Consider the following 24,120-nt stretch of genomic DNA (forward strand, 5'->3'; position numbering starts at 1 on the left):
GGTTGTCTAGGGTGGGGGTGTGGATGGGTGGGGGGCGTTGCATGGGGATGCTTTGGCCGTGCTCGGTGGGTGGGAGCCGACTTCGGCGGAGGCGTCGGAAGCTCGGGAGCTGACCCTGGAATTGCTGAGGGTTGGGCCGGTCGCGATACAGCGGACGCACAAGGCCGGTCACCTCACCGCCAGCGCCCTGGTCTTCGACTCGACCGGTACCGAGGTGCTGCTCTGCCTGCACGGCAAGCTGAGCATGTGGGTGCAGCTCGGCGGGCACTGCGAGCCGGGCGACCGGACCCTGGCCGGTGCCGCGTTGCGGGAGGCCACCGAGGAGTCCGGAATCACCGGACTGTGGATGGACCCGGTGCCGATCGACGTGGACGTGCACGAGGTCAACTGCCAGGGTGGATCACTGCACCACGACGTACGCTTCGCCGTCTTCGCCCCGCCGGGGGCGGTGGCGCAGGTCAGCGCGGAGTCCGAGGCCCTCGGCTGGTTCCCGCCGGACCAGCTTCCCGATCCGCTGGCCGGCGGGACGGCCCGGCTGGTCGAACCGGGCCGGGCCGCGTTCAGACGAGCTTCTCCTCGCCCCGCTCCTTGAGTTCGTCCACGATCGCCTTGACGTCCTGGGCCCGGTCACGCGGACAGACGAGCAGGGCGTCGGCGGTGTCGACCACGATGAGGTCGCGCAACCCGATGCCGGCCACCAGCCGGCCGGACTGCGGCACCACCACCATGCCGCTGCTGTCGCGCAGCAGCACCTCGGCCTTGTCGTCCATCCCGAACACCACATTGCCGTCGGCATCGGCCGGCAGCACCTCGCCGAGGGTGTGGAAGTCGCCCACGTCGTTCCACCGGAAGTCACCCGGTACGGTCGCCACCCGACCCGCGCCGGCCGCGCCCTCCATCACCGCATAGTCGACGGAGATCTTCGGCAAGGTCGGCCAGATCGCACCGAGTACCTCGTCCTGCTGCTCACTGCCCCAGGCCGCCGCGATGCTTGTCACCCCGGCGTGCAGGGCGGGCTGCTGGCGAGCCAGTTCGGCGAGGAAAGCCGACACCCGCCAGACGAACATGCCGGCGTTCCACAGGTACCGACCGGAGCGCAGGTACGCCTCGGCCACCTCGGCGTTCGGCTTCTCCTTGAACTCGGTGACCGGCCGCATCGGACCCTCACCCACCGGTTCGCCGGTTTGCAGGTAGCCGTAACCGGTCTCCGGCCGGGTCGGGGTGATCCCGACCGTCATCAGCAGCCCCTGCTCGGCGCCGCGGATCGCCGCCTCGACGGTCTGCACCCAGCTCTGCGGGTCACCGATCAGATGATCGGCGGCGAAGGAGCCCATCACCGCGTCCGGATCCCGTACGGCGATCACCGCCGCAGCCAACGCGATGGCCGCGCAGGAGTCCCGGGGCGAGGGCTCGACCAGGATGTTCTCCTCCGGCAGACCGGTCAGCTGGCGGGCCACGGCCGCAGCGTGGGCCGCGCCGGTGACCACCATGGTCCGTTCCGGGGTGGCCAGCGGCGCGGCCCGCTGCACCGTCGCCTGGAGCAGCGAGGCGGACGTACCGGTGAACGGGTGGAGAAACTTGGGATGGCCGGCCCGGGACAGCGGCCACAACCTTGTGCCGCTGCCACCCGCCGGAATGACGACATAGATCACCAGGACATCATGCCCGAACCGCCCGCAGTGGGCGTCGGGGTTGCCGACCTCAGGACCGGGCCCGGGACCAGGCGGCGATGTGCACCTCGGCGCTGGACTCCCAGGTGAACTCCTTCGCCCGGTCGAAGCCGGCCTTGGCCAGCGACAGCCGACGCGGCTCGTCGTCGAGCAGAGCCGCCAGGTCGACGGCGATCTGGTCCGGGTCCTCGCTGGTGTAGGCCACCGCGTCGCCACCGACCTCGGGCAGCGACAGCCGGGGCGTGGTCAGCACCGGGGCGGCGCAGGCCATGGCCTCCAGGATCGGCAACCCGAAACCCTCACCGTACGACGGGTAGGCGGCGACCAGGGCGCCACCGAGGAAGCCGGGCAGGTCGGCGTAGCGCAGATAGCCGGGGCGCAGCAGCCGCAGGTGCGAGGGCACCTCGGCCACCGCCCGGTCGATGTCGTCGTCGTGTCCCTGTCCGCCGGCCACCACCAGGGCGGGCGGATCCTGCCGGTCGGCCACCGCCCGGGCCCAGCCCCGGATCAGGTTCGGTACGTTCTTGCGCGGCTCCTTGGCTCCCAGGAAGGCGACATAGCTGCTGCTGCCGAGGCCGAGGCGGGCGCGCACCCGGGCCTTCTCCTCGTCGCCGGGGGCGTGGAAGGCCGACTGGTCGACACCGTGGTACGCCACGTCGATGCGGGTCGGGTCGGCGTCCAGCAGCCGGATCAACTCGTCCCGGGTGGCCTTGCTCGGCACGATCACCCGGTCGGCGCGGCGCAGCGAGGTCTTGATCGCACTACGGAAGAAGGTCCGGCGGGACTTGTCGTAGTGCTCCGGCTCGGTGAAGAAGGTCGCGTCGTGCACAGTGACCGTGACGGGACAACCGGCCCGCAACGGGCAGGTGTAGAAGGGCGAGTGCAGCACCTCCGCGCCGACCTGCTGAGCGAGCATCGGCAGGCCGGTCTGCTCCCAGGCCAGCCGCGCGGGACGGTGCGCGACGGCCGCGGGGGCCGGAACGATCTCGGCGCCGGGCAGCATCCGGCGATAGCGCTCCAGGTCGGTGCGGAGGCTGACGACGACCAGGTCCACCGCCGACCCGCACACCTTGCCGAGGGCGCCGAGCAGGCCATCGACGTATCTACCGACGCCACCACGGTCGGCGGGGACACTCGTGGCGTCGATGAGCACGCGGGGCGGGCGGCCGGCGGTCACGGGGCGACTCCTTGCGATGGCGGGACTGTGGGAAACAACACTTCCGGCAAGCCTACGCCGGAGCCGGGTGTGGGCGTTGACTGCGACCCGACCGTTCGTCGACTTGTCGCTGCCATCGGGTGCGGTCGCCGGCCGCGTATCGTTCGCCCCGATGGCCGACAACATTGCCCGGGTGTTCGCCGACGCGATCGCGACCGACCCGAATCGACCCCTGCTGACCTGGTACGACGACGCCAGCGGTGAGCGCACCGAACTGTCCGGCGCGACCCTGGCGAACTGGGTGGCCAAGACGGCCAACCTCCTCACCGACGAGGTGGGACTGGGGCCCGGTGACACCGCCGCCGTACTGCTTCCGCCGCACTGGCAGACCGCCGCCGTACTTCTGGGTTGCTGGGCTGCCGGACTGACCGTGGCGGAACAGCCGGGTGAGGCGGACGTACTCTTCGCCGCCACCGACCGGATCGTCGAGGCGGAAGCCTGGTCGGCCGGCGACCGGTACGCCCTGGGGTTGCATCCGTTCGCCCTGCCGCTGCGGGAGGTGCCGGCCGGCTTCGCCGACTACGTGACCGAGGTACGGGTGCACGGCGACCACTTCGGGGCGTACCCCCCGGGTGGCCCGGCGCACACCGCGCTCATCGACCGGGCGACGGCGCGCGCCGCCGAGCTGGGCATCTCCCCGGCCGACCGGGTCCTGATCGACGTGGACCGCTACCCGGACCCCCTGGACTGGCTACTGGCCCCCCTGACCGCCAACGCCACCCTCGTCCTCTGCGCCCAACCCGACCCCACCCTCCTCCCCACCCGCCAATCCACCGAACACACCACCCACACCCTCCCCTAACCCACCCCCACCCACCCCCACCCTCCCTCGCCCCTCTCGCCCCCGCGATCTTGCAGTTTTGGTCGCCGATATGGGCGGTAGATCCCTTTTGCGGGGACAGAAAGTGCAAGATCGCGGGCGGCGGGGGCGAGGGCTAGGGAGCGCGGGGGTGGGGTTAGGGGGTGCGGTGGTGGGCGAGGGTGGCGAAGGCGGTGAGGGACTCGGGGTTGGCCAGGGCGCCCTTGGCGGCGGCCTGGTCTACCGGGGTGCCGGTGAGGATCTTCTTGACCGGGACTTCGAGCTTCTTGGCCGACAGGGTGCGGGGAACGGCGCGGACCTGGTGGATCTCGTCGGGGACGTGCCGGGGGGACAGGGCGGTACGCAGCTCCCGGCAGATCTTCTTGCGCAACTCGTCGTCCAGGGTCAACCCGTCGGCGAGTACGACGAACAGCAGCAGTTCACCGGCGCCGCCCTCGTCGTCCTCCAGATGCACCACCACCGAGTCGACGACCTCGTCCAGGGCCTCCACCACTGAGTAGAACTCGGCGGTGCCCAGCCGTACGCCGCCCCGGTTCAGGGTGGCGTCCGAGCGGCCGGTGATCACACAACCACCGCGCGAGTTGACGGTGATCCAGTCGCCGTGCCGCCACACGCCCGGGTACACGTCGAAGTACGCCTCCCGGTAGCGGACCCCCTCCGGGTCGTTCCAGAAGCCCACCGGCATGCTCGGCATCGGCTCGGTGATCACCAACTCGCCGAGTTCCCCGAGCACCGGGGTGCCGTCGGCCGAGCGGGCCTCGACCTTGGCACCCAGGGCCCGGCAGGTGATCTCACCGGCGTACACCGGCAGCAGCGGCACCCCGCCGACGAAGCCGGTGCACACGTCCGTACCCCCGGACAGTGACTGGAGTTGCAGGTCACTGCCGACGGTGTCGTACACCCAGGTGAAGCCCTCGGCGGGCAGTGGCGCACCGGTGGAGCCGACCCCGCGCAGCGCGGACAGGTCGGCGATCTCGCGGGGCACCAGACCGGCCTTGCGGCAGGCCAGCAGGAACGGCGCGGAGGTGCCGAAGTAGGTGGTGCCGGACTCCTGCGCCAGCCGCCACAGGGCGCCCAGGTCGGGGTGGCCCGGGTTGCCGTCGAACAGCACGATCGCCGCGCCCACCGCCGGCCCGGAGACCAGGAAGTTCCACATCATCCAGCCGGTGGTGGTGAACCAGAAGAACCGGTCGGCCGGACCCAGGTCGTGGTGCAGGGCGAGCATCTTCAGGTGTTCGAGCAGGATGCCGCCATGCCCGTGCACGATCGGCTTGGGCAGGCCGGTGGTGCCGGAGGAGTAGAGCACGTACAGCGGATGGTCGAAGGGCACCGGTGTGAAGGTCAACGGCTCGTCGGTCGCCGCCGCCAACTCGGCCCAGGGCAGGGCGTCGTCCGGCGGGGGCGCCGCCGGGTCCAGGTAGGAGATGCCGACGGTGTGCCGCAGCGACGGCAGCGCCGCCCGGATCGCGGCCACCTCCGCCGACCGGTCCACCGGCTTGTCGCCGTAGCGGTAGCCGTCCACCGCCACCAGCACCTTGGGTTCGATCTGCTGCCAGCGGTCGGTGACGCTGCGGGTACCGAACTCCGGGGCGCACGAGGAGAAGATCGCCCCCAGGCCCGCGGTGGCCAACATCAGCACGTACGTCTCGGGGATGTTCGGCGCGTACGCCGCCACCCGGTCACCGGTGGTGACGCCGAGGCGGCGCAGCCCGGCGGCCACCCGGCGGACCTGGTCGCGCAGCTGCCCGGCGGTCAGCACCTCGGGGTCCCGGGTCTGCCCGTGCGCGAGCACGATCGGGTCGTCGTCGGCCCGACCGGGCATCCGCAGCACGTTCTGGGCGTAGTTGAGGGTGGCGCCGGGGAACCAGCGGGTGCCGGGCATCTCCCGCCCGGACAGGGTGGCCGTCGGCGGGGTGTGTGCGATGACCTCGAAGTGGTCCCAGATCGAGCGCCAGAAGGCGTCCAGATCGGTCACCGACCACTGCCAGAGTGCCTCGTAGTCGGCGAACTCCAACCCACGGTGCTCGGCCAGCCAGCGCAGGTACGCCCCGATGCGTGACCGTTGAAGCACGTCCGCCGGCGGCGTCCACAGCACGTCAGTCACTGCTCACTCCTCCCCTGGCCCGGCACGGCGCTGTGCGGTGGGCCGTGGCGCCATCTTGCCCTACCCGCAAGCGCCATTCTCCGCAGCCGGGCCCGCCGAACGCATGTGCCCGCACCACACGAGCGGCCCCGCTCGGGTGGGACGCAGCCGGGCCGAGGACGCTCACCCGGGCTCACCGGGCCGAGGACACACTCGGCCGAGGCCCCACCGGGCTGAGGGCTCACCCGGCGAAGGGCTCACCGGCGCGGTGGCCTCACGGGAGGCATGGCCTCACCCGGCGCGGTGGGCCTGAATGGCGCGGCGGCGGGCCAGTCGGTGCTCCCGGCGGATCTCCGCCTCCCGCCAACGCCGTTGATCCTCCGGGGTCTCCGGCAGCACCGGTCGCACCGGCCGTGGCGCTCCGCCGACCTCGACGCCGACGAAGACGAGGTACGCGGTGGCCACCCGAACCGGCTCCTGCTCGGCCGAGTCCCAGCGCTCGGCCATCACCCGTACGCCGATCTCCATCGAGGTCTGCCCGGTCCAGTTCACCTGGGCGTACGCGTGCACCAGGTCACCCACCCGGACCGCCTCGGAGAAGACGATCTCGTCGATGGCGGCGGTGACCGCCGTACCGCCGCTGTGCCGGGCCGCCGCCGCGCCGGCCACGTCGTCGACGAACTTCATCAGCACGCCGCCGTGCACGGTTCCGTAGAGGTTCACGTCGATCGCGGTCATGATCCGACTGAGCGTGACCCGGGAGTACGACGTCGGTTTACCTGGCATGGCGGAGGGGTGCTCGGTCATGTCGAAAACGGTACGGTGCGCGGATGCGACATCTGTGGAGCTTCCTCGCCGGTCTGGTGGTGGCGCCGGTCACCTGGGTGTTGGTCACTCTCGGACAGGACGGGTCGGCCGGGACCGTGAACCGGTGGGTGGAGATCGGCACCGCCAACACGGCCAATCTCATCGAGCCGGCCGTCTACCTGGCCGTCGGCGGCATCGTGCTGGGCCTGCTCGGCACGTTGCGCTTCTCACCGCTCGGCCCGCTGGTGGCCGGGCTGCTGCTGGTCACCCCGTACATCGGGATGTTCGTCACGCCGTTCCGGGTGCGGGACCGCATCCCGGCGGACTGGGAGTTCCTCGGCGACCCACTGCCGCTGCGGCTACCGGTGGAGAACGGCACCCTGTTCCTGATCGGCATGCTGCTGCTGATGGCGACCTTCAGCGGGCAACGCTGGCGCCGCTGGCCGCAGCCGACCGCCGCACCGATGCCGACCTCGGCCCCACCCCCAGCCCCTGAGCAGACCCAGACCGACTGGCCGTCGGTCGAGCCGAACGACCAGGACACCACCCCCCTCAGCCTCGGCTACCCGGACCCCACCCCGACCGAGCCACTGCCCCGCCGTACCGGCCACACCTCCCCCTGGTCAGCCCCACCCGGCAACCTCCCCCGCCAGGACAACACCCCCCACTAACACCCCCACCCCACCCCACTCGGGTTGATCATGAGGTTAGCGGCAGATGTCGATCTCCTGAGTGCCGCCAACCTCATGATCAACGAGGGTGGCCGGGGGTAGACCCGGGGGGTAACGGGGCCACCCCGGCCGGCGGAGGCCGGGCCGGGGTGGGAGGCGGGAGGGGTTGGGGTTAGGACTTGAGGAGTTGGCGGGCCATTACGATGCGCTGGACCTGGTTGGTGCCTTCGTAGATCTGGGTGATCTTGGCGTCGCGCATCATCCGCTCGACCGGGTAGTCCCGGGTGTAGCCGTAGCCGCCGAGCAGCTGTACCGCGTCGGTGGTGATCTCCATGGCGGCGTCCGAGGCGAAGCACTTGGCCGCCGCGCCGAAGTAGGTCAGGTCGGCGTCGCCGCGCTCGGAGCGGCCGGCGGCGGCGTACGTGAGCTGCCGGGCGGCCTCCAGCTTCATGCCCATGTCGGCGAGCATGAACTGCACACCCTGGAACTCCGCGACCGCCTTGCCGAACTGCTTGCGCTCGGCCACGTACCCCTTGGCGTAGTCGAGCGCGCCCTGGGCGATGCCGACGGCCTGAGCGGCGATGGTCACCCGGGTGTGGTCCAGGGTCTGCATCGCGGTGGCGAAACCGGTGCCCTCGGCACCGATCATCCGGTCCGCCGGGATCCGCACGTTGTCCAGGTAGACCTCGCGGGTCGGGGAGCCCTTGATGCCGAGCTTCTTCTCCGGAGCACCGAAGCTGACCCCCGGATCGGACTTCTCGACCACGAAGGCGGAGATGCCCCGGGAGCGGGCGCCCGGGTCGGTGACCGCGAAGACGGTGTAGAACTCGGAGACACCGGCGTTGGTGATCCACCGCTTCACGCCGTTGAGTACCCAGTGATCACCGTCACGGACCGCCCGGGTGGTCATCGACACCGCGTCGCTGCCGGCCTCCGGCTCGGACAGGCAGTACGAGAACATCGCCTCGCCGGCCGCGACCGGGGTCAGGTACCGGCGCTTCAACTCCTCCGAACCGGCCAGCAGCAGCGGCATGGTGCCCAGCTTGTTCACCGCCGGGATGAGGGAGGACGAGGCGCAGGCCCGCGCCACCTCCTCGATCACGATGGCGGTGGCCAGGGCGTCCGCTCCGGCGCCGCCGTATTCGACCGGGATGTGCGGGGCGTGGAAGTCTGCCGCGCGCAGGGCGTCGTACGACGCCTTCGGGAATTCTCCGGTCTCGTCCGCCTCGGCGGCGTGCGGTGCCACCTTCGCCGCACAGACCTCACGGACCGCCTCCCGGATCGCCTCATGCTCCTCGGGCAACCGATACGCGTCAAACGACTGATCTGCGGCCATGTCGGCCCCTCCCCTTCACGGCTATCATGCGCTGTCTGTAGCGTCACAGGGACGCCCACCGCGCAGACTGAAGGATAGCGACTACAGCTCAGCCGATGTTACCGGCGCGTAGACTTGGTCTTCCCGAAGCACGACGCCGCTCGGCGATGATGGATGACAGAACCACAGGAAATGCCCTCCGGTGCCGGGCCAGGCGCCGCTGCGGAACGCGACGCGATTGCGCGCCGCCAGTGCGAGCGGAGAGACAGGCGTGACCATCCCGTACCCGACCACCCAGCCGATGCCCGCCTTCGCCGCGGTGACGCCCCCCTCGGGTGCTCCCCGCCCTCGGGTGACCTTCCTGGGCACCGGTTATCTCGGTGCGACGTACGCCATCTGCTACGCGGAACTCGGCTACGAGGTACTCGGGTACGACGTCGACCCGGACAAGATCGCCAAGCTGAACGCCGGCGAGGTGCCGATCCACGAACCCGGCCTGGACGAGCTGCTGCGACGCAACCTGGCCGCCGGACGCCTGCGGTTCAGCACGGACATCGCCGAGACCGCCGACTTCGGTGACGTGCACTTCATCTGCGTGGGCACCCCCCAGCGCGCCGACGGCATGGGCGCCGACCTGTCGTACGTCGAGGCGTCGGTGACCAACCTCGCCCGGCACCTGACCCGCAAGGCGTTGATCGTCGGCAAGTCCACCGTCCCGGTGGGCACCGCCGACTGGGTGGAGCAGCTGGTCGACAAGCACGCCCCCGCCGACCTGGGGATCGAGGTCGCCTGGAGCCCGGAGTTCCTCCAGGAGGGCTTCGCGGTCGACGACGTGCTGCGGCCGAACCGGATCGTGGTGGGCGTCAAGAGCGAGTGGGCCAACAGCATGCTCTACGCGGCACACAAGGGGGTGTTCGACCTGGCCGCCACGGAGGACCGCGAGGTCCCCCTGGTGGTCACCGACTTCGCCACCGCCGAGCTGGTCAAGGTCGCCGCCAACGCCTTCCTGGCCACCAAGATCTCCTTCATCAACGCGATGGCCGAGGTCTGCGAGGTGGCCGGCGGCGACGTCACCCAACTGGCCCGGGCCATCGGGTACGACCCTCGCATCGGCAACCGGTTCCTCCAGGCCGGCCTCGGCTTCGGTGGCGCCTGCCTGCCCAAGGACATCCGCGCCTTCCAGGCCCGCGCCCAGGAACTCGGTGCCGGCGAGGCACTGCGCTTCCTGCACGAGGTCGACCTGATCAACCTGCGCCGCCGTACCCGGGTGCTGCACCTCGCCGCCGAACTGCTCGGCCGCCGCTACGGCCCCGCCGGCCCCGACCTGTCCGGCACCCGCATCGCCGTGCTCGGCGCGACCTTCAAACCCAACACCGACGACGTACGCGACGCGCCGGCCCTCGCCGTCGCCGCGCTGCTGCACAAGGCCGGCGCCGACGTCCACGTGTACGACCCCCAGGGCATCGACAACGCCCGCCGGGCCGCACCGGAGCTGACCTACGAAGCCGGCATGGCCGAGGCGGTGACCGACGCCGATCTGATCTGTGTGCTCACCGAGTGGGCGGACTTCCGCAACGCCGACCCGAATGCCCTGGGTGAACTGGTCGCCGGGCGGCGGGTGGTCGACGCCCGCAACTGCCTGGACTCGGCACTGTGGACCCAGGCTGGCTGGGAGTACCGGGGTTTGGGCCGGCCCTGACCGGGTTTCGGTTTTCCGGGGGAGCCCACCCGCTCCGGGCGGTCAGGCTTGATCCCTGCGCGGGTGGTCTCCCCCGGAAAACCTGACTTCCACGGCCCCCTAGGTCAGGGGTGGGTTGGGTAGCTCGGGTGGGCGCCCGTGGAAAGCCTTACTCCACGCCCTCTGGGTCAGCGTGTGGGTGGGCAGCTCGGGTGGGCTCGGAAGCCTGACTTTTTACGCCCTCTGGTCAGAGGTGTGGGGTGGCGGTTGTGGGGCGCTCTGGGCTGGTGGGGGTGCCTTGCCGGGAGGGCGGTTCGGGGGCGGGCGTGGGGGTGACCCGCCGACAAGTGTCGAATTCCGGGCGAGCATTGGGCATGCTGCGACAGTGGGAATCCACAGTGTGGGTGGAGGGGTGTCGTGGCGACCTTTCAGTGCTCCTCGTGCGGCCAGGAGATCAAGCCGGCGGTCCGCTGCCCGCGCTGTGGTGCCCACCAGCCACAGTGGGCCGAGCATCTGGCGGAGATCGAGCGGTCCATCGCGGAGATGAAGGCCCGTGAGGCCGCCATCGCCAGCGAACAACGGCAACTGGCCTCCAAGATGCAGGCCGCGATCTTCCAGCGGGACACCCTGGCCCACGCCGGCAACGTAGGTGACGGCCGGGTCAAACAGACCAACCGCCCGCGTCGGGTGCTGCGCCGTCGACCGGCGTACAAGTCGCCGGGCACCGGCACGGTCCCACCGGTACGCAGCAAGCCGACCGGGGGCGGTCCGCCGCCACGGGTGCCCCGGCAGGGCCCCTCCGGCGGTACGGAGGATCTGCCGCCGACGACTCCGGTGTGGCTGGACGCCGATGACCCGGAGCACCCGCCGGAGGCCTCCTCGCGGGAGGTCCAGAACATCCCCCTGGGCCTGGGTGCCCTGCTGCTCGGTGTGGCCGCGGTGGTCTTCGCCGTGCTCGCGACCAGCTCGATGGACGCCCTGACCCGCCTGGGCATCCTGCTGCTGGCCACCGTCCTCATGCTGCTGGCCCCGCCGGTGCTGACCCGGCGCGGGTTGACCTCCACCGCGGAGACCATCGCCGCAGTGGGGTTGCTGCTGGTCCCGCTCGCCGGGTACGCCCTGTGGGCGGTGGACCGGATCGGCGGCGACGGCTCCGGGGCGATCTTCGCCGGGGTGATCTTCGCGGTTACCGCCGCGGTCTCCGTCGGGTACGCCGGACTGACCCGGCTGCGCGCACCCCGCTTCGCCGCCGTGCTGGCCGCCCAGCCGGTGGTCCCGCTGTTGGCGTACGAGCAGGTCAGCGGCCCAGCCGGCTGGGCCCTGGTGTTGACCGTGGTGGCCGTACTGGACCTCTGGTTGGCCCGGTCCCCGATCACCGTGCAACAGCCGGTCGTCGATCCGGTGCCGGAGACGGCACCGGATCGGACGGGCACTCCCCGCCAGCGGCAGGCCGACGGGCGCCCCGAGGGTGCGCCGGAGGAAGCCGGTGAGGTGATCGACCCCATCGCCGGCACCCGGGTCGCCTCACCGGTACGGCCGGTGCCCTGGCTGCGGGAGCTGACCTGGGCCCTGCACGGTGTAGCCGTAGTACTGGCCCTCGGGTACGCGGTGACCGCCCTGCTACGCACGGACACCGTGCCGGGCGCGACCGGCGCCGGTCTGGTGCTGCTGCTGGCCGCCGCCGTGTGTCTGGTCGGCACCCTGCTGTTGCGGCGTCCGCCGCTGCCCGACATCGGCGCGGGGGTGTTCACCCTGGCCGTCATCGGCGCCCTCGGCCGGATCGCCTCGGTGGCGCTGCCGGGCCGTTCCCTGCTGCTGATCGCGGCCGTCATCGCCGCCACCGGCCTGGTGGTACGGGCGGTGCCGGAGTCCGCCCGACGCGGGCCACAACTGGCCAGCGCGGTGGCGCTCACCGTCAGCGGAGTGGTGGTCGCCGGGAGCGCCCTGCGCGCCGGGATCGCGCCCGTGCAGGCCGCCTTGCCGGCCTGGGCGGCGGACCTCGACCGGTACCCGGCCGAGTTGGCCGCCGCGGTGGGACCGGCCGCCTGGCAGCTGGCCACCAGCGCCTTCCTGCTGACCGTGGCGGCCGTGGTGGCCCTGCCCCCGGAGATCCGCCGCGAGTTCGCGGTGACCGGTGCCGCGCTGACCGCCCTGGCCGTACCCGCATCCTTCGGGTTGAGCTGGGCGATGGCGCCCTGGCCGATGGTGCTCACCGCGATCGCCATCGGGGCGATCGGGTTGTCGGCCCGGACGAGTCGGGCCGCCCTGGCGCACGCGGTGGCGGCTGCCGGGGTCGGTCTGGTCGGCGCCGGGGCGGCATTGGCCCGGCCCGCCCTGACCGCCGCCGTACTGCTCACCTTCGTCCTGGCCGGGGTGCTGATCGCGGTGGCCCCCCGGATCAGGCTGGCACCGGCCGCCGCCGACGAGATCTCGGCCTGGGCGGCCGGCGGGGCGGCGTTCGCCCTGCCCGGGGCGGTGGCCGCCTTCGTCGCCGCCCTGATCTCCGACGAACCGGCACTGACCCCGGCCAGTCTCCAGGCGGCGACCGTACCGGTGCTGGCCGCCAGCTTCCTGGCCGTCTGCGTCACCCTCGGCTACACCGCGATCGTGCAGGTGTCCCAGCGGCATATTCCGGTGCCCCTGTCGGTGGGCACCGGCCTGGGCGCCCTGGTGGTCGCGGCGGCCGGATTCGGGGCACCCGGTGCCACCGTGGCCGACGCCTGGGTCAGCGCGTTGCTGCTCGTCTCCGCCGTCCTGCTGTTCCTGGCCCCGTCGATCGACGCGGGCCGACGCTCCGACCTGACGATGGACGGCTCCGACCTGGCCGCCGCCGCGGTGACCGCGGCCCTGGTCGCCACCCTGCTGCGGATCGGCACGGTGCTCGCCCCCGGCGGCCAGCTGGCGGTCGCCGCCGCGCTCGTCCTGGTCGTCGCGGTGGCCGCCCGGGCGATGCCGGAGCAGTGGCGCCGCGGTCCGGTGCTCGGCCTGGCTCTCGGCGGGGTGCTGATCGGCCTGCTGGCCGGCTGGATGGCCCTCCGCGGTGGGGTCGGTGTCCTGGCAACCCCCGGGCCGATCTGGAACGGCGACCTCAGCGGATGGCCGGCCGCTCCGACCGGTGGCACCACCTGGCAGGGCCCGATCGCGCTGGCCCTGCTGGCGCTCGCCGCCGCCATCCTGCTGCCGTCGCCCTGGCGCTACGACGTGTCCGGGGCGGCCGTGGTGCTCGCCACCATCGGCGCCCCGGCCGCGTTCGACCTGTCCTGGTGGTCACCGGTCCTGATCGGAGGCATGGTCGCCGCCGTGTACGCGATGGCCGCCGTCCCCGCCATCGAGCCCCGGGCGGCCCTGTCCAGGATCACCGTCGCCGGGGTGGTCGCCCTGCATGCCGCCGGTGCCGGCCTGGTCCGTCCCTGGACCACGGCGCTGGCGTTGACCAGCATCGTGGTGATCGGTGTGGCGGTGGCGGGGCTGGCCCGTACGACGGCCGGCTCCCTGATCGAGGACATCCGGACCGAGGGGATGCCCCCGCATCTGGCGCAGATCGGTGGCGCGGCCGTGGGGGCGGCCCTGCTGGCCCTGCCAGGTGCCACGGCTGCGTTGGCCGCCGAGTTCGGGCACGCCCCGCAGACGATCCTCACCGCCGGCCTGGCCGCCACCAGCCTGGGTCTGGCCCTGGTCGCCGGAGTTCGCTGGCAGGTTCCGCAGTACCTGCCCTGGGCCAGCGCCGGGGTGGTCGGCGGTGCGGTGGTCACCGCGCTGGCGGCCGTACCCCTCGGTCTGCCGGTCGGTGTCTACGCCGCTGCGGCCGCTCTGCTGGGGGTGCTCGCCGAACTGGTCCGGGAGGCTACCGATCCGCCCGCCGATCCGATGCAGCCGGTCCGCCGCTGGACGGTGCTGCTCGACGGGGCGATCCGACGACCCCCGGATGACGGTCTGCGCCGTCGATGGCGGGTCAGCCCGGCTGCGGGGGCCCTGGCCGCTGCCGCCCTGCCGACCCTGCTGGCGCTGATCTCCATCGCTCCGGCGCTGGTCGCCGCCCTGGTGGACCCGATCCGTACCCTCCGTCGGGTCTGGCAGGGCCCTCCTCCGGAGTTGCTGGACCCATCGGCGGCGGCGGTCAACCCGACCCATGTGTTGACCGCGCTGCTGCTGACCGTGACGGCCACGCTGGCGGCCACCGGCTTCAGCGCGGGCCGGCGTTCCCGGGCCGTGCCGGTGGTGCTGCCCGGTGCCGCGATCACCCTGTTGATCGCCCCGATCGCCTTGGGCAGCGGCTGGCCGACGAGCACCCGTGCCGCACTTGTGGTGTTCACCATCTCGATGCTGGGGCTGGCCCTGACCCCACCACCCTCCCTCGTGGAGCGGGCCCGTTCGTTGCGGCTGGCCCGGGTACTCGTCTTCCTGATCGGCCTGGCGGCCGGCGGGGCGGGCCTGGCCGGCAGCCTCGCCACCCGGGACCTGACCCTGCTCAGCCTCGGGGGTGCCGTCGGGGTCGGTGTGGTGGCGGCCCTGTTCGGCACCACCTCCCGGGCCCGGATCCTCGGCTGGCTGTTCGCCTCCCTGATGGCGCAACTGTTCGTGCTCACGGCGGGTCTGGTGGCCGGGCTCGCGGCGGTGTGGTCCGCCTTCGGGGTACTCGCGGTGGGTGCCGCGTTGCAGGTCTTCGCCACCCGGCTGCCCCGGCTGCGTCGCCCCGAGGCACGGGTGGAGGCCGCGACGGTGGAATGGAGCGGCCATGCCGCCGCCCTGATCGCGCTGGCCCTGGCCTTCGACTCGCCCCGGCACATCGCCGCGCTGTTGGCCGGCTGGGGTGCGATGCTCGGCATCGCGGCCATGCGGCCGGGGCGTCGACCGGTGGAACGCCGAATCCTGTTCTGGGCGGTGGTGATCTGCGAGATCACCGCCTGGTGGATCCTGATGCGGGTCGCCGAGGTGGCCCTGCCCGAGGCGTACACCCTGCCCTTCGCCGCGTTGGCCCTGCTGGTCGGCGTGCTGGAGTTGCGGCAGCGACCGGACATGAGCAGTTGGGTGGCGTACGGCCCGGCGCTGGTGGCCGCCTTCGTACCCACCCTGGCGATCGTGCTGGCGACCGATTCGAGCACCCTGCGCCAGGTACTGCTGCTGCTCGGTGCGGTCTCCGTGCTGGTCTTCGGGTCGATGAGCCAGCAACAGGCACCGGTGATCGTGGGCGCGGTGGTGACCGCCATCGCGGCGGTGCACGCCCTGTTCAGTCTCGGGCCGTGGCTGGCGTTGATCCCGGTCGGCTTCCTGCTGCTGATCCTCGGTGCCAGCAACGAGCGTCGTCGTCGCGCCCAGGAACGCCTCCAGACCGCCCTGCGGGGAATGCGATGACCTCACCCGCTTCGAGGCGCAGTCGCACTGCTGCGCGCGTAGCCTCACCGCCCAGCGCGTAGCCGGAGGAGGTGTGCGGCGGTGTGTGCGACGACCGGGTCGGGGTCTGCCGTCAGGCCCGTGAGGGCCTGGGTGGGGGTGTCCCCCGGGATGTCCGCCAGCGCCGCCACCAACCGTCGACGGGTGGCGGGGTCACCGGCGGCGTCGAGGCAGCCGACCAGCCGGGCGGCGATCTGATCCGCCAGGGTCGCCTCCCCCGCCAACACACTCAGGGCATCGGCCGCCTCGACGTCATCGGCCGCCTCGACGACCATGTCGACGAGGGTGGGGATCGCCTCGGCGACCCCACGGGCCCCGAGCGCCAGGGCCGCGTACCGGCCGACCGCGAGGTCCGCGTTGGCCAGGGCGTCCCGCAACAGTACGGTCGCCGCGGCGCTCGGGATCTCGGCGATGGCTTCGACGGCACGTCTGCGTACCTCCGCGCCCGGTGCGTCGAGGCCCTCCGCCAGCAGGACCAGTCCCCCGTCGCCCGACTGCGCCAACGCCCAGCGCAGGGCTCCGGCGACGTTCGGATCCTCCTCGCTCAGCACCGCCTCGACCAGCGCCTCCACCGGCACCGGGGTAGCTCGCCGCGACGACAGGGCCGCGCGTTGGCGTTCACCTGGGCTGTCCGACCTGAGCCCCTGCAGGAGCGCGACGATCTGGAGCACCTCCGCCCAGTCGGCGGGTTCCACGGCACCGACCCGACGCAGTCGGGTGAGCAGTTCCGTCTCGGCCGCGATGCGTGCCCGGGTCTGCCGGATGAGGTCGTCCACGAGTGCCGCGGGCGCGAAGCCGGGTTCGTCCAGGGCCCGCCGGACCTCCCGCAGAGACAGCCCCAGTGAACGCAGACTCTCGATGTGGAAGATCCGCCGGATGTCCTCGTCGGAGTACTCCCGATAGCCGGACCCGGTACGACCTGTCGGCCGCACCAGCCCGAGGGCCTCGTAGTGCCGGAGCATCCGGGCACTGATCCCGGACCTACGGGCCACCTCACCGATCAACACCGCCGGTCACCCCTCCTGGCCGTCACCCACTTGGCTACCAGCCTTCTTGCCGGAGGTGTCCGGGCGGGCCGGGCCGAGTGCCACGATCCGTTTCGCTTCCTCGACGGCGGAGTCGAAGCCGGTGTCCGGGTCGTGCCAGAGCCGTTCGGTGGCGATCGCGTGCTGGCGTACCCGCGGGTCGGGATGGGTCGTCGCGGCGCGCAGCACCGGCATGATCACCTCCCCGAGCGCGATCAGCGCCCGACTGAGGCTCAACTGCGTGTCCCGCTCGCCGCGCCCGAGCTGCATCGCCAGCACCCGGACCAACCCGGATTCCTCACCTTCCGGCACGAGTACGACAGCGGCCCGCCAGGCGCTGCGCGCCACCTCGTCGTCGGCGTCGGTCAGCAGCTCTTTCGTGATCGCCGGCCAGGCCCGCCGGTCCCCGATCTTGGACAGTGTGTGCAACGCCTGGCTGCGTGCCTGCCCAGACGCCGAGCGCAGCTCCTCGATCAGCCTGGGGACCGTCACCGACGTCGGTTGTCGGGTGAGCGCCCAGGTGAGCATCTCGCGCACGAAGAACTCCGGTTCGACCGCGCACCGCTCGACGAGCACGTCCACGAACTGCGGATCCGGGGTCGACCCGACCGCCAACGCCACCCGCAACCGCACCGAGGAACTCTCGTGCCTCAGCCCCGCGAGCACCCGCCTTGCCTGCATACCCCGCGCCGACTCGACCACCACGGATCACCCCCGCGCCCAGTCCACCCCTTCTCACCATGTCAGGGTCAACCCCACCCCCGACATCACCGGCCCACCATTCCGCCGAAACAGCGGGATACGCAGCAGCAGAAACCCGCCACCACGGCGAAACGGAGCCTGGACAACGGGACAGCCCGCCCACGGCAGGGCTGGGGGCGAACCGTGCCCGGCGCAGGGATCAAGCCTGACCGCCCGGAGCCGGGGACGGTCGCCCCCCCAGCCCCAACCGCAACCAGGGAAGACCTAAGCCAGAGAAGCCCGCAGAGCCGCGTCCTTCTCCGCGACCAACTGCTCCAGATCCGCCTGGTACGCCGACATCCGGTCGAGCAGGGCCCGGTCCGAGGCACCGAGGATGCGTACGGCGAGCAGTCCGGCGTTACGCGCGTTGCCGATCGACACGGTGGCCACCGGCACACCGGCCGGCATCTGCACGATGGACAGCAGCGAGTCCATGCCGTCGAGGTGCCTCAGCGGTACCGGCACCCCGATCACGGGCAGCGGCGTGACCGAGGCGACCATGCCCGGCAGGGCGGCGGCACCACCCGCACCCGCGATGATCACCTTGAGGCCCCGCCCGGCGGCGGCCCGCCCGTAGTCGATCATCTTGACCGGGGTGCGGTGTGCGGAGACGACCTCCACCTCGTACGGCACCTCGAACTCGGCGAGCACCTCGGCGGCCGCCTTCATGGTCGGCCAGTCCGAATCACTGCCCATGATCACACCGACCGTGCTCATGCTGCTCCCTCCGTACCGTCGCGCAGCCAGCGCATCGCCCGCGCGGCGCGGGCGCGTACCTCGTCCAGGTCGTCGCCGAGCACGGTGACATGCCCGATCTTGCGGCCGGGGCGTACCTGCTTGCCGTAGAGGTGCACCCGGGCGCCCGGTTCGGCGGCGAGGAGGTGGTGCAGCCGCTCGTCGATGGGCATGCCGCCGGGTTCCCCGCCGAGCACGTTCGCCATCACCACGACCGGCGCGGTCAGCGAGGTGTCGCCCATCGGGTAGTCCAGCACCGCCCGCAGGTGCTGCTCGAACTGGGAGGTGCGGGCACCTTCGATGGTCCAGTGTCCGGAGTTGTGCGGACGCATGGCCAACTCGTTGACCAGCAGCCGGCTGCCACCGGGGGCGGAGTCGTCGGCGACCTCGAACAGCTCGACCGCCAGCAACCCGACCACGCCCAGCGCGGTGGCCAGGTCGATGGCGAGCTGCTGGGCGGCCACCGCCAGCTCCTCCGGCAGGCCGGGGGCCGGCGCCAGCACCTCGACGCAGATCCCGTCACGCTGCACGGTCTCCACCACGGGGTAGACGGCGACCTGCCCGAACGGGGAACGGGCCACCTGCACGGCCAGTTCGCGGCGCAGGGCCACCCGTTCCTCGACGATCAGCTTCGTGCCACCGGCAAGCAGGGTCTGGGCCAGCTCGGTGGCGTGCGCGGCGTCGGTGACCGGCCAGACTCCCCGCCCGTCGTACCCACCCCGGGCGGCCTTGACCATGACCGGCCAGCCCACCTCGTCGCCGAAGGCCACCAGGTCGGCCGTCGACTCGACCGGCCGCCAGGCCGGGTTCGGTGCCGCCAGGGTGTCGAGCCGTTCCCGCATCACCCGCTTGTCCTGGGCGTGCACCAGGGCGTCCGCCGGTGGAAAGAGCTTCACCCCCTCGCCGGCCAGGGCGCGGATGTGCTCGGTCGGGACATGCTCGTGGTCGAAGGTGACCACGTCACACGACTTGGCGAAGGTGCGCAGGGCGGCAAGGTCGGTGTGGTCGCCGTACTGGACGTCGGCGGCGACCAGGGCCGCCCCGTCGTCCGGCGTGAGCGCGAGCACGCGCAGCGACTGACCGAGGGAGATCGCAGCCTGATGGGTCATCCGGGCCAGCTGGCCACCACCCACCATGCCGACAACAGGCAGACCGGTACGGGAATCCATAGCGGCGCCAGCCTAGCGGGACCGACACAGGCACCGGCCGGCGGATCCGGCTCAGCCCAGCTGCGCCACCAGGTCATCGACCGTGTCGACCGGCCGTTGGCAGACGGACCCCCGGCAGACGTACGCGGCCGGTCGGCCGTCGAGCAACCCCCGGTCGGCCAGCAGCGGTACGCCGACCTGGTCCGGCTGCCCGGCCACGATCACCGCACCGGGTGGGGCGTGCCGGTGGGCCGCCGCGACCAGGGGGTCACCGGCGGGATCGGCGGTGACCACGGCGATCTCGTACGGCCCGGAGAGCAGCGCCTCGCCCACAGCCGCCGCGTACCCGGTGAAGCGTGGATGCCGCCCGACGATCGGCGCGATGGTGGACAGGGCCGCCTCGGCGGCCTCCCGGTAGCGGGTCTGCCCGGTCAACGCCGAGTACGCCACCAGGGCGGCGGCGATCGCGGAACGCCCCGATGGGGTGGCGTTGTCGGTCGGGTCGGCAGGGCGGGCCACCAGTCGTTCGGCGTCGTCCGCGGTGTCGTAGAAGGCCCCACCGGGGGCGGCGAAGTGGGCCAGCGCGACGTCCAGCAGTTGCCCGGCCCACTCCAACCAGCGTCCTTCACCGGTGACCTGGTGCATGGCGCAGAACGCCTCGGCCACGCAGCCGTAGTCCTCCAGCACCCCGGCCGGTTCCCCGACCTGCCCGTCGCGGGAGGCGCGCCGCAGCCGCCCGTCCACCAGATGCACCCGGGCCAGGTACTCGGCGGTGTCGCGCAGCGCACCGTCGGCGACGATGGTGACCCCCTCCAGCAGGTTGGCCTCTCCCTCGGTGCCGATCCGGCCGGAGGTCTCCACCAGCCGGACGAACTCGGCCAGGGCGGTGACGGCCAGGCCGTTCCAGGCGGCCACCACCTTGTCGTCGCGGGCCGGCTGGGGGCGGGTGTCCCGGGCGGCGAGCAGCCGGCGTGCGACGTCCTGCCAGCGCTGCCGCACGGCCGGGTCGGCGTCGTCGACGTCGCGGGCCAGCTTGAGCACGCTCATGCCGTGTTCGAAGGTGCCGGCCTCGGTGACGCCGAACAGGTCGGCGGCCCAGCGGCCGTCCTCCTCCCCGAGCACCTCGATCAGCTGAGCCGGGGTCCAGGCGTAGGTGAGGCCCTCCACTCCCTCGGTGTCGGCGTCCAGTGCGGAGGCGAAACCCTGGCCGGGTCGGTGCAGCTCGTCGGCGAGGAAGCGGGCGATGTCCCGGGCCACCCGCAGTGCCAACGCGTCGCCGGTGAGCCGCCACAGCTGGGTGTAGACCCGCAGCAGCAGGGCGTTGTCGTAGAGCATCTTCTCGAAGTGCGGCACGGTCCAGTGCCCGTCCACCGAGTACCGGGCGAAGCCGCCGGCGAGCTGGTCGTGGATGCCGCCCCGGGCCATCGCCTCGCAGGTGTGCCGGACCATCTCCAGGCTCTGCGGCGAGCCGGTGCGCTGGTGGTGGCGGAGCAGGAAGAGCAGGTTCAGGTGCGGCGGGAACTTGGGTGACCCGCCGAATCCGCCGTTGGTCTCGTCGTACTCGCTTGCCAGTCGGGTGGCGGCGGCGTCGAGCAGGTCGGCGGTGAGCGGGGCGGTGGGGCCGCCGACGGCCTGGGCTCCGCCGATCGCCTCCACCACCGCGGCGCCCTGCCGCAGTACGGCCTCGCGCTGGTCCTGCCAGGCGGTGCTGACCGACTGGAGCAGACGGATGAAGTTCGCCCGGGGGAAGTACGTCCCGCAGTAGAACGGGGTGCCGTCCGGCGTCGCGAAGACCGTCATCGGCCAGCCACCCTGGCCGGTCATCGCCTGGGTGGCGGTCATGTAGACCGCGTCGACGTCGGGCCGCTCCTCCCGATCCACCTTGATCGACACGAACCCCTCGTTCAGCAGCCGACCCACGCCCTCGTTCTCGAACGATTCGTGCGCCATAACGTGACACCAATGACACGCAGAGTAACCAACCGAGATCAGCACCGGCACATCCCGCCGTCGCGCCTCAGCGAACGCCTCATCACACCAAGGCCACCAGTCCACCGGATTGTCCGCATGCTGAAGCAGGTACGGACTGGTAGCCCCCGCAAGTCGATTCACCCCCCGACCCTACCCACACCCACCCCCCGCACGGCGTTGATCATGAGGTTGACGGCACTCGTTGATCTTCAAGGTGCCGCCAACCACATGATCAACCCGGAGAGGCAGGGGTGGGTGAGGCGGGGCTAGGAGGCGTCGTCGGCGCGGAGGGGGAGAACGTTGGTGGGGGGCTTGCGGGACAGGGAGCCCAGGACGGCGGCGATCTTGTCAGCGGGCATGGGCTTGAAGAAGTGGTAGCCCTGGGCGGCGGTGCAGCCCAGCTCGGTGAGGGCGGAGCGCTGGGCGGCGGTCTCCACTCCCTCGGCCACCACCCGTAGGCCCAGTTCGTGGGCCATCCCGACGGTCAGGCGCACGATGGCCGCAGCCTCGGGCGACTCCCCCATCCGCAACACGAACGAGCGGTCCACCTTGAGTTCGTCCACGGCGACCCGGGCGAGGAAGCTGAGGGAGGAGAAACCGGTGCCGAAGTCGTCGACCGCCAGTTGCACACCCATCGACCGCAGGGCGGTGAGCACCTGGTCGATGACCTCCAGCTCGCTCATCACCACCGTCTCGGTGATCTCCAGGACCAGCCGGTCCGCCGGCACCTGATGCCTACGCAGCGCCTCGGCGATCTCCGTGGGCAACCGAGGGTCCAGCAGGCTGCGGGCGGAGAGGTTGACCGAGATGGGGATGTCCAGACCCTCGCCGGCCCAACTGGCGGCCACCGCCAACGCCTTGTCCAGTACGTACCGGGTGAAGCTACCCAGCTGGTCGCTGTTCTCCACCGCCCGGATGAAGTCGGCAGGGCTGAGCAGGCCCCGGCGCGGATGTCGCCAGCGGATCAACGCCTCCACCCCGGTCGGCGCACCGGTGGCCAGGTCCACCGCGGGCTGCAACACCAACACCAGTTGGTCGTCGGTCTGCAAGGCCTCCCGCACCTCTGCCAGCAGGGCCAACTGGTCCGTGCTGGCCGCGTCCCGCGCGCTGTCGTAGGTGGCCACACTGCCGCCGCCGGACTTGGCCTGGTACATGGCGATGTCGGCGCGGCGCAGCAACTCGGTCAGGTCGGCGGTGCCGGCCGCGGCCACCACCACACCGACGGACACCTCGACGGACATCCGTACCCCGGCCACCTCGGCCGGGGCGGCCAGCCGGTCGGCCACCTCCCGCGCCTGCCGCAGGGCGTACGCCATCGGGGCGGTGTGGTCCCCGAGCACCGGCACCGAGGTCAGCAGCAGCGCGAACTCGTCTCCGCCGAGGCGGGCCAGCAGGTCACCGGGGCGGGCCAGGCCGCTGAGCCGGTTGGCGGTCAGCCGTAGCAACTGGTCGCCGGCGGCATGCCCGAGGGTGTCGTTGACCTCCTTGAACTGGTCGACGTCGAGCAGCAGCAGGGCTACCGGATGGTCGTGCGCGAGTCGCCGCAGCGCCTGGTCGCCCTGGCTGAGCAGGGCCGCCCGGTTGACCAGTCCGGTCAGCGGGTCGTGCACCGCCTCGTACGACGAACGGGCGGTGACCAGTCGCAGCTCTCGGTGGGTCGCCGCGTCATGCAGGGCACCGGCCAGGGCATCGGCGTAGGCGGCCAGAGCGTCGCGCTCCCGCCCCGTGGAGGGGGCCGTCCGCGGCAGCCGTACCCGCAGCCGCCCCACCCGGGTGTCCCCGACCGACAGGTCACGGACCAACTCCTCCGAGTCGGATCCGCCCTCGGCCGGTGGGGGCATCTCCCGGTCGACGAGCTGCCCGCTGGGATCGCCCCGGTAGCGCCACCATCGGCCGTCGGCCCGGGCCACCTCCACGTCCACGATCTCCGCCTCGAACAGGGTCAGCGCGCCGGTGACCCCGGCCACCGCAACCCCCCGCTCGTCGAGCTGGTTGAGCGCAGCGGTGGCCTCGGCGAAGGATCGCCAGGTCCGCCGCTCGCGCGCGTCGCGCAGTCGCTGCCGGTAGGTCTGTTGAAGCAGCCACAGCAGCAGGGGCAGCAGCAACAGCCACCGCGGGTCGATCTCGATGAGCACCACGACGAGTACGCCGACCACGAGGTTGCCGACGAACATCAGCAGCTTGCCGCGCAGCGCCGCGAGCAGCGGACGGCCGATCGGCATCCCGTGGCGTACCGACAGCATGACCCCGCCCAGCGCGGCGGCCGCCAGCAGGTAGGTGACCGCCCCGGCGGTGACGGTGAGCGCGAGGGTCGGGGTCAGGGGGGCCAGCAGCGGCTGGCCGAGGGCGGTGGTGACCGCGACCGCCAGCGCCACCGCGGCGGTCTGGGCCCCGGCGATGCGGGCTACCTCCCAGGTCGTCCGGCCCTCATCCACGATCGACATGGCCGTCCAGGCCAGGGCTACCCCAAGCATGGCCGCAGCGGGCAGCCAACCGGGCGGCACCAGATAGAGGCAGCTGATCAGTGCCGCCTCGGCCCAGGTCACGCTGACCATGCCGGCGGCGGCTCGGAACCGCAGCCGGGCCAACTGTGACAGGGCGAAGGCGGCCACCGCGATGCCGAACCGGGCCGGCCCGCCGAGCGGATCATCGACCGGCAGCGGAGCCGGAAGGCTCAGCCCGACCACAGCGGCGATCAGGGCGGTGCACAGGACGGCGACGGTGAGCAGATGCAGCCCGAGGAGCGTCCCACGGCCTGCATGTCGGTCAAGGGGATGACCGGCCCTGCCGGAGGTCACCGACCTCCTCCTGCCAGTCGACGGCAGGGCGCGTGAGGGGCCGACATCATC

At 72.0% G+C, this 24,120-nt stretch carries 16 protein-coding genes; 5 read left to right on the forward strand and 11 right to left on the reverse strand.

Going from position 1 to position 24,120, the window contains the following annotated elements; all coding sequences use genetic code 11:
* The first annotated feature begins 19 nt into the window (after positions 1 to 19).
* The gene (locus ACLQ2T_RS07785; RefSeq protein ID WP_425765309.1) at positions 20 to 592 is read left to right on the forward strand and encodes an NUDIX hydrolase; all 573 of its coding nucleotides are present in this window, start codon (positions 20 to 22) and stop codon (positions 590 to 592) included.
* On the opposite strand, the gene ACLQ2T_RS07790 is transcribed toward ACLQ2T_RS07785, so the two are convergent.
* Both ACLQ2T_RS07790 and ACLQ2T_RS07795 read right to left on the reverse strand, forming a co-directional pair.
* Positions 561 to 1,652 (reverse strand): mannose-1-phosphate guanylyltransferase, encoded by a 1,092-nt coding sequence (locus tag ACLQ2T_RS07790; protein ID WP_425765310.1) that lies wholly within the window; start codon positions 1,650 to 1,652, stop codon positions 561 to 563. The genes ACLQ2T_RS07785 and ACLQ2T_RS07790 overlap by 32 nt on opposite strands.
* Before the next feature lie 49 nt (positions 1,653 to 1,701).
* Positions 1,702 to 2,847 (reverse strand): glycosyltransferase family 4 protein, encoded by a 1,146-nt coding sequence (locus ACLQ2T_RS07795; RefSeq protein WP_425765311.1) that lies wholly within the window; start codon positions 2,845 to 2,847, stop codon positions 1,702 to 1,704.
* Between the two features lie 151 nt (positions 2,848 to 2,998).
* Between ACLQ2T_RS07795 and ACLQ2T_RS07800 the strand changes: the two genes are divergently transcribed.
* Entirely contained in the window at positions 2,999 to 3,688 is a 690-nt protein-coding gene (locus ACLQ2T_RS07800) for a TIGR03089 family protein (protein ID WP_425765312.1), read from the forward strand.
* Positions 3,689 to 3,842: 154 nt separating this feature from the next.
* Here ACLQ2T_RS07800 and ACLQ2T_RS07805 read toward each other — a convergent pair whose 3' ends face one another.
* Together ACLQ2T_RS07805 and ACLQ2T_RS07810 are read right to left on the reverse strand one after the other, a co-directional pair.
* On the reverse strand, positions 3,843 to 5,810 hold the full coding sequence (locus ACLQ2T_RS07805) for an acetoacetate--CoA ligase (RefSeq protein WP_425765313.1): 1,968 nt from the start codon (positions 5,808 to 5,810) through the stop codon (positions 3,843 to 3,845).
* Positions 5,811 to 6,080: 270 nt separating this feature from the next.
* Positions 6,081 to 6,596, reverse strand: a complete 516-nt coding sequence (locus ACLQ2T_RS07810) for an acyl-CoA thioesterase (protein ID WP_425765314.1) — start codon at positions 6,594 to 6,596, stop codon at positions 6,081 to 6,083.
* A gap of 23 nt (positions 6,597 to 6,619) precedes the next feature.
* On the opposite strand from ACLQ2T_RS07810, the gene ACLQ2T_RS07815 reads away from it, so the two are divergent.
* A complete protein-coding gene (locus ACLQ2T_RS07815; protein WP_425765315.1) occupies positions 6,620 to 7,267 on the forward strand; it encodes a hypothetical protein in 648 nt (215 codons plus the stop codon).
* A 172-nt stretch (positions 7,268 to 7,439) separates the two neighbouring features.
* On the opposite strand, the gene ACLQ2T_RS07820 is transcribed toward ACLQ2T_RS07815, so the two are convergent.
* Positions 7,440 to 8,603 (reverse strand): acyl-CoA dehydrogenase family protein, encoded by a 1,164-nt coding sequence (locus ACLQ2T_RS07820; RefSeq protein ID WP_425765316.1) that lies wholly within the window; start codon positions 8,601 to 8,603, stop codon positions 7,440 to 7,442.
* Between the two features lie 250 nt (positions 8,604 to 8,853).
* On the opposite strand from ACLQ2T_RS07820, the gene ACLQ2T_RS07825 reads away from it, so the two are divergent.
* A complete protein-coding gene (locus tag ACLQ2T_RS07825) occupies positions 8,854 to 10,281 on the forward strand; it encodes a UDP-glucose dehydrogenase family protein (RefSeq protein ID WP_425765317.1) in 1,428 nt (475 codons plus the stop codon).
* 396 nt (positions 10,282 to 10,677) lie between these two features.
* Complete coding sequence (locus ACLQ2T_RS07830) at positions 10,678 to 15,612, forward strand: SCO7613 C-terminal domain-containing membrane protein (RefSeq protein WP_425765318.1); 4,935 nt, start codon at positions 10,678 to 10,680, stop codon at positions 15,610 to 15,612.
* Between the two features lie 44 nt (positions 15,613 to 15,656).
* On the opposite strand, the gene ACLQ2T_RS07835 is transcribed toward ACLQ2T_RS07830, so the two are convergent.
* The 6 genes from ACLQ2T_RS07835 to ACLQ2T_RS07860 all read right to left on the reverse strand — a co-directional run bounded on the left by ACLQ2T_RS07835 (position 15,657) and on the right by ACLQ2T_RS07860 (position 24,006).
* Positions 15,657 to 16,658: a MerR family transcriptional regulator gene (locus ACLQ2T_RS07835; RefSeq protein WP_425765319.1), complete on the reverse strand. Its 1,002-nt coding sequence runs from the start codon at positions 16,656 to 16,658 to the stop codon at positions 15,657 to 15,659.
* Positions 16,659 to 16,664: 6 nt separating this feature from the next.
* Positions 16,665 to 17,357, reverse strand: a complete 693-nt coding sequence (locus ACLQ2T_RS07840; RefSeq protein ID WP_425765582.1) for a HEAT repeat domain-containing protein — start codon at positions 17,355 to 17,357, stop codon at positions 16,665 to 16,667.
* Positions 17,358 to 17,642: 285 nt separating this feature from the next.
* Positions 17,643 to 18,134, reverse strand: a complete 492-nt coding sequence (purE, locus tag ACLQ2T_RS07845) for a 5-(carboxyamino)imidazole ribonucleotide mutase (protein ID WP_425765320.1) — start codon at positions 18,132 to 18,134, stop codon at positions 17,643 to 17,645.
* The gene (locus ACLQ2T_RS07850; RefSeq protein ID WP_425765321.1) at positions 18,131 to 19,321 is read right to left on the reverse strand and encodes a 5-(carboxyamino)imidazole ribonucleotide synthase; all 1,191 of its coding nucleotides are present in this window, start codon (positions 19,319 to 19,321) and stop codon (positions 18,131 to 18,133) included. Before ACLQ2T_RS07850 ends, purE begins: the two co-directional genes overlap by 4 nt.
* A gap of 51 nt (positions 19,322 to 19,372) precedes the next feature.
* Entirely contained in the window at positions 19,373 to 21,412 is a 2,040-nt protein-coding gene (locus ACLQ2T_RS07855; RefSeq protein WP_425765322.1) for a thioredoxin domain-containing protein, read from the reverse strand.
* A gap of 125 nt (positions 21,413 to 21,537) precedes the next feature.
* Positions 21,538 to 24,006 carry a putative bifunctional diguanylate cyclase/phosphodiesterase gene (locus ACLQ2T_RS07860; protein ID WP_425765583.1) on the reverse strand — a complete coding sequence of 823 codons (2,469 nt, stop codon included), beginning with the start codon at positions 24,004 to 24,006 and terminating at the stop codon, positions 21,538 to 21,540.
* Positions 24,007 to 24,120 lie beyond the last annotated feature (114 nt).

It is taken from the genome of Micromonospora sp. DT229 (assembly GCF_049844505.1).
Taxonomy (GTDB): domain Bacteria; phylum Actinomycetota; class Actinomycetes; order Mycobacteriales; family Micromonosporaceae; genus Micromonospora.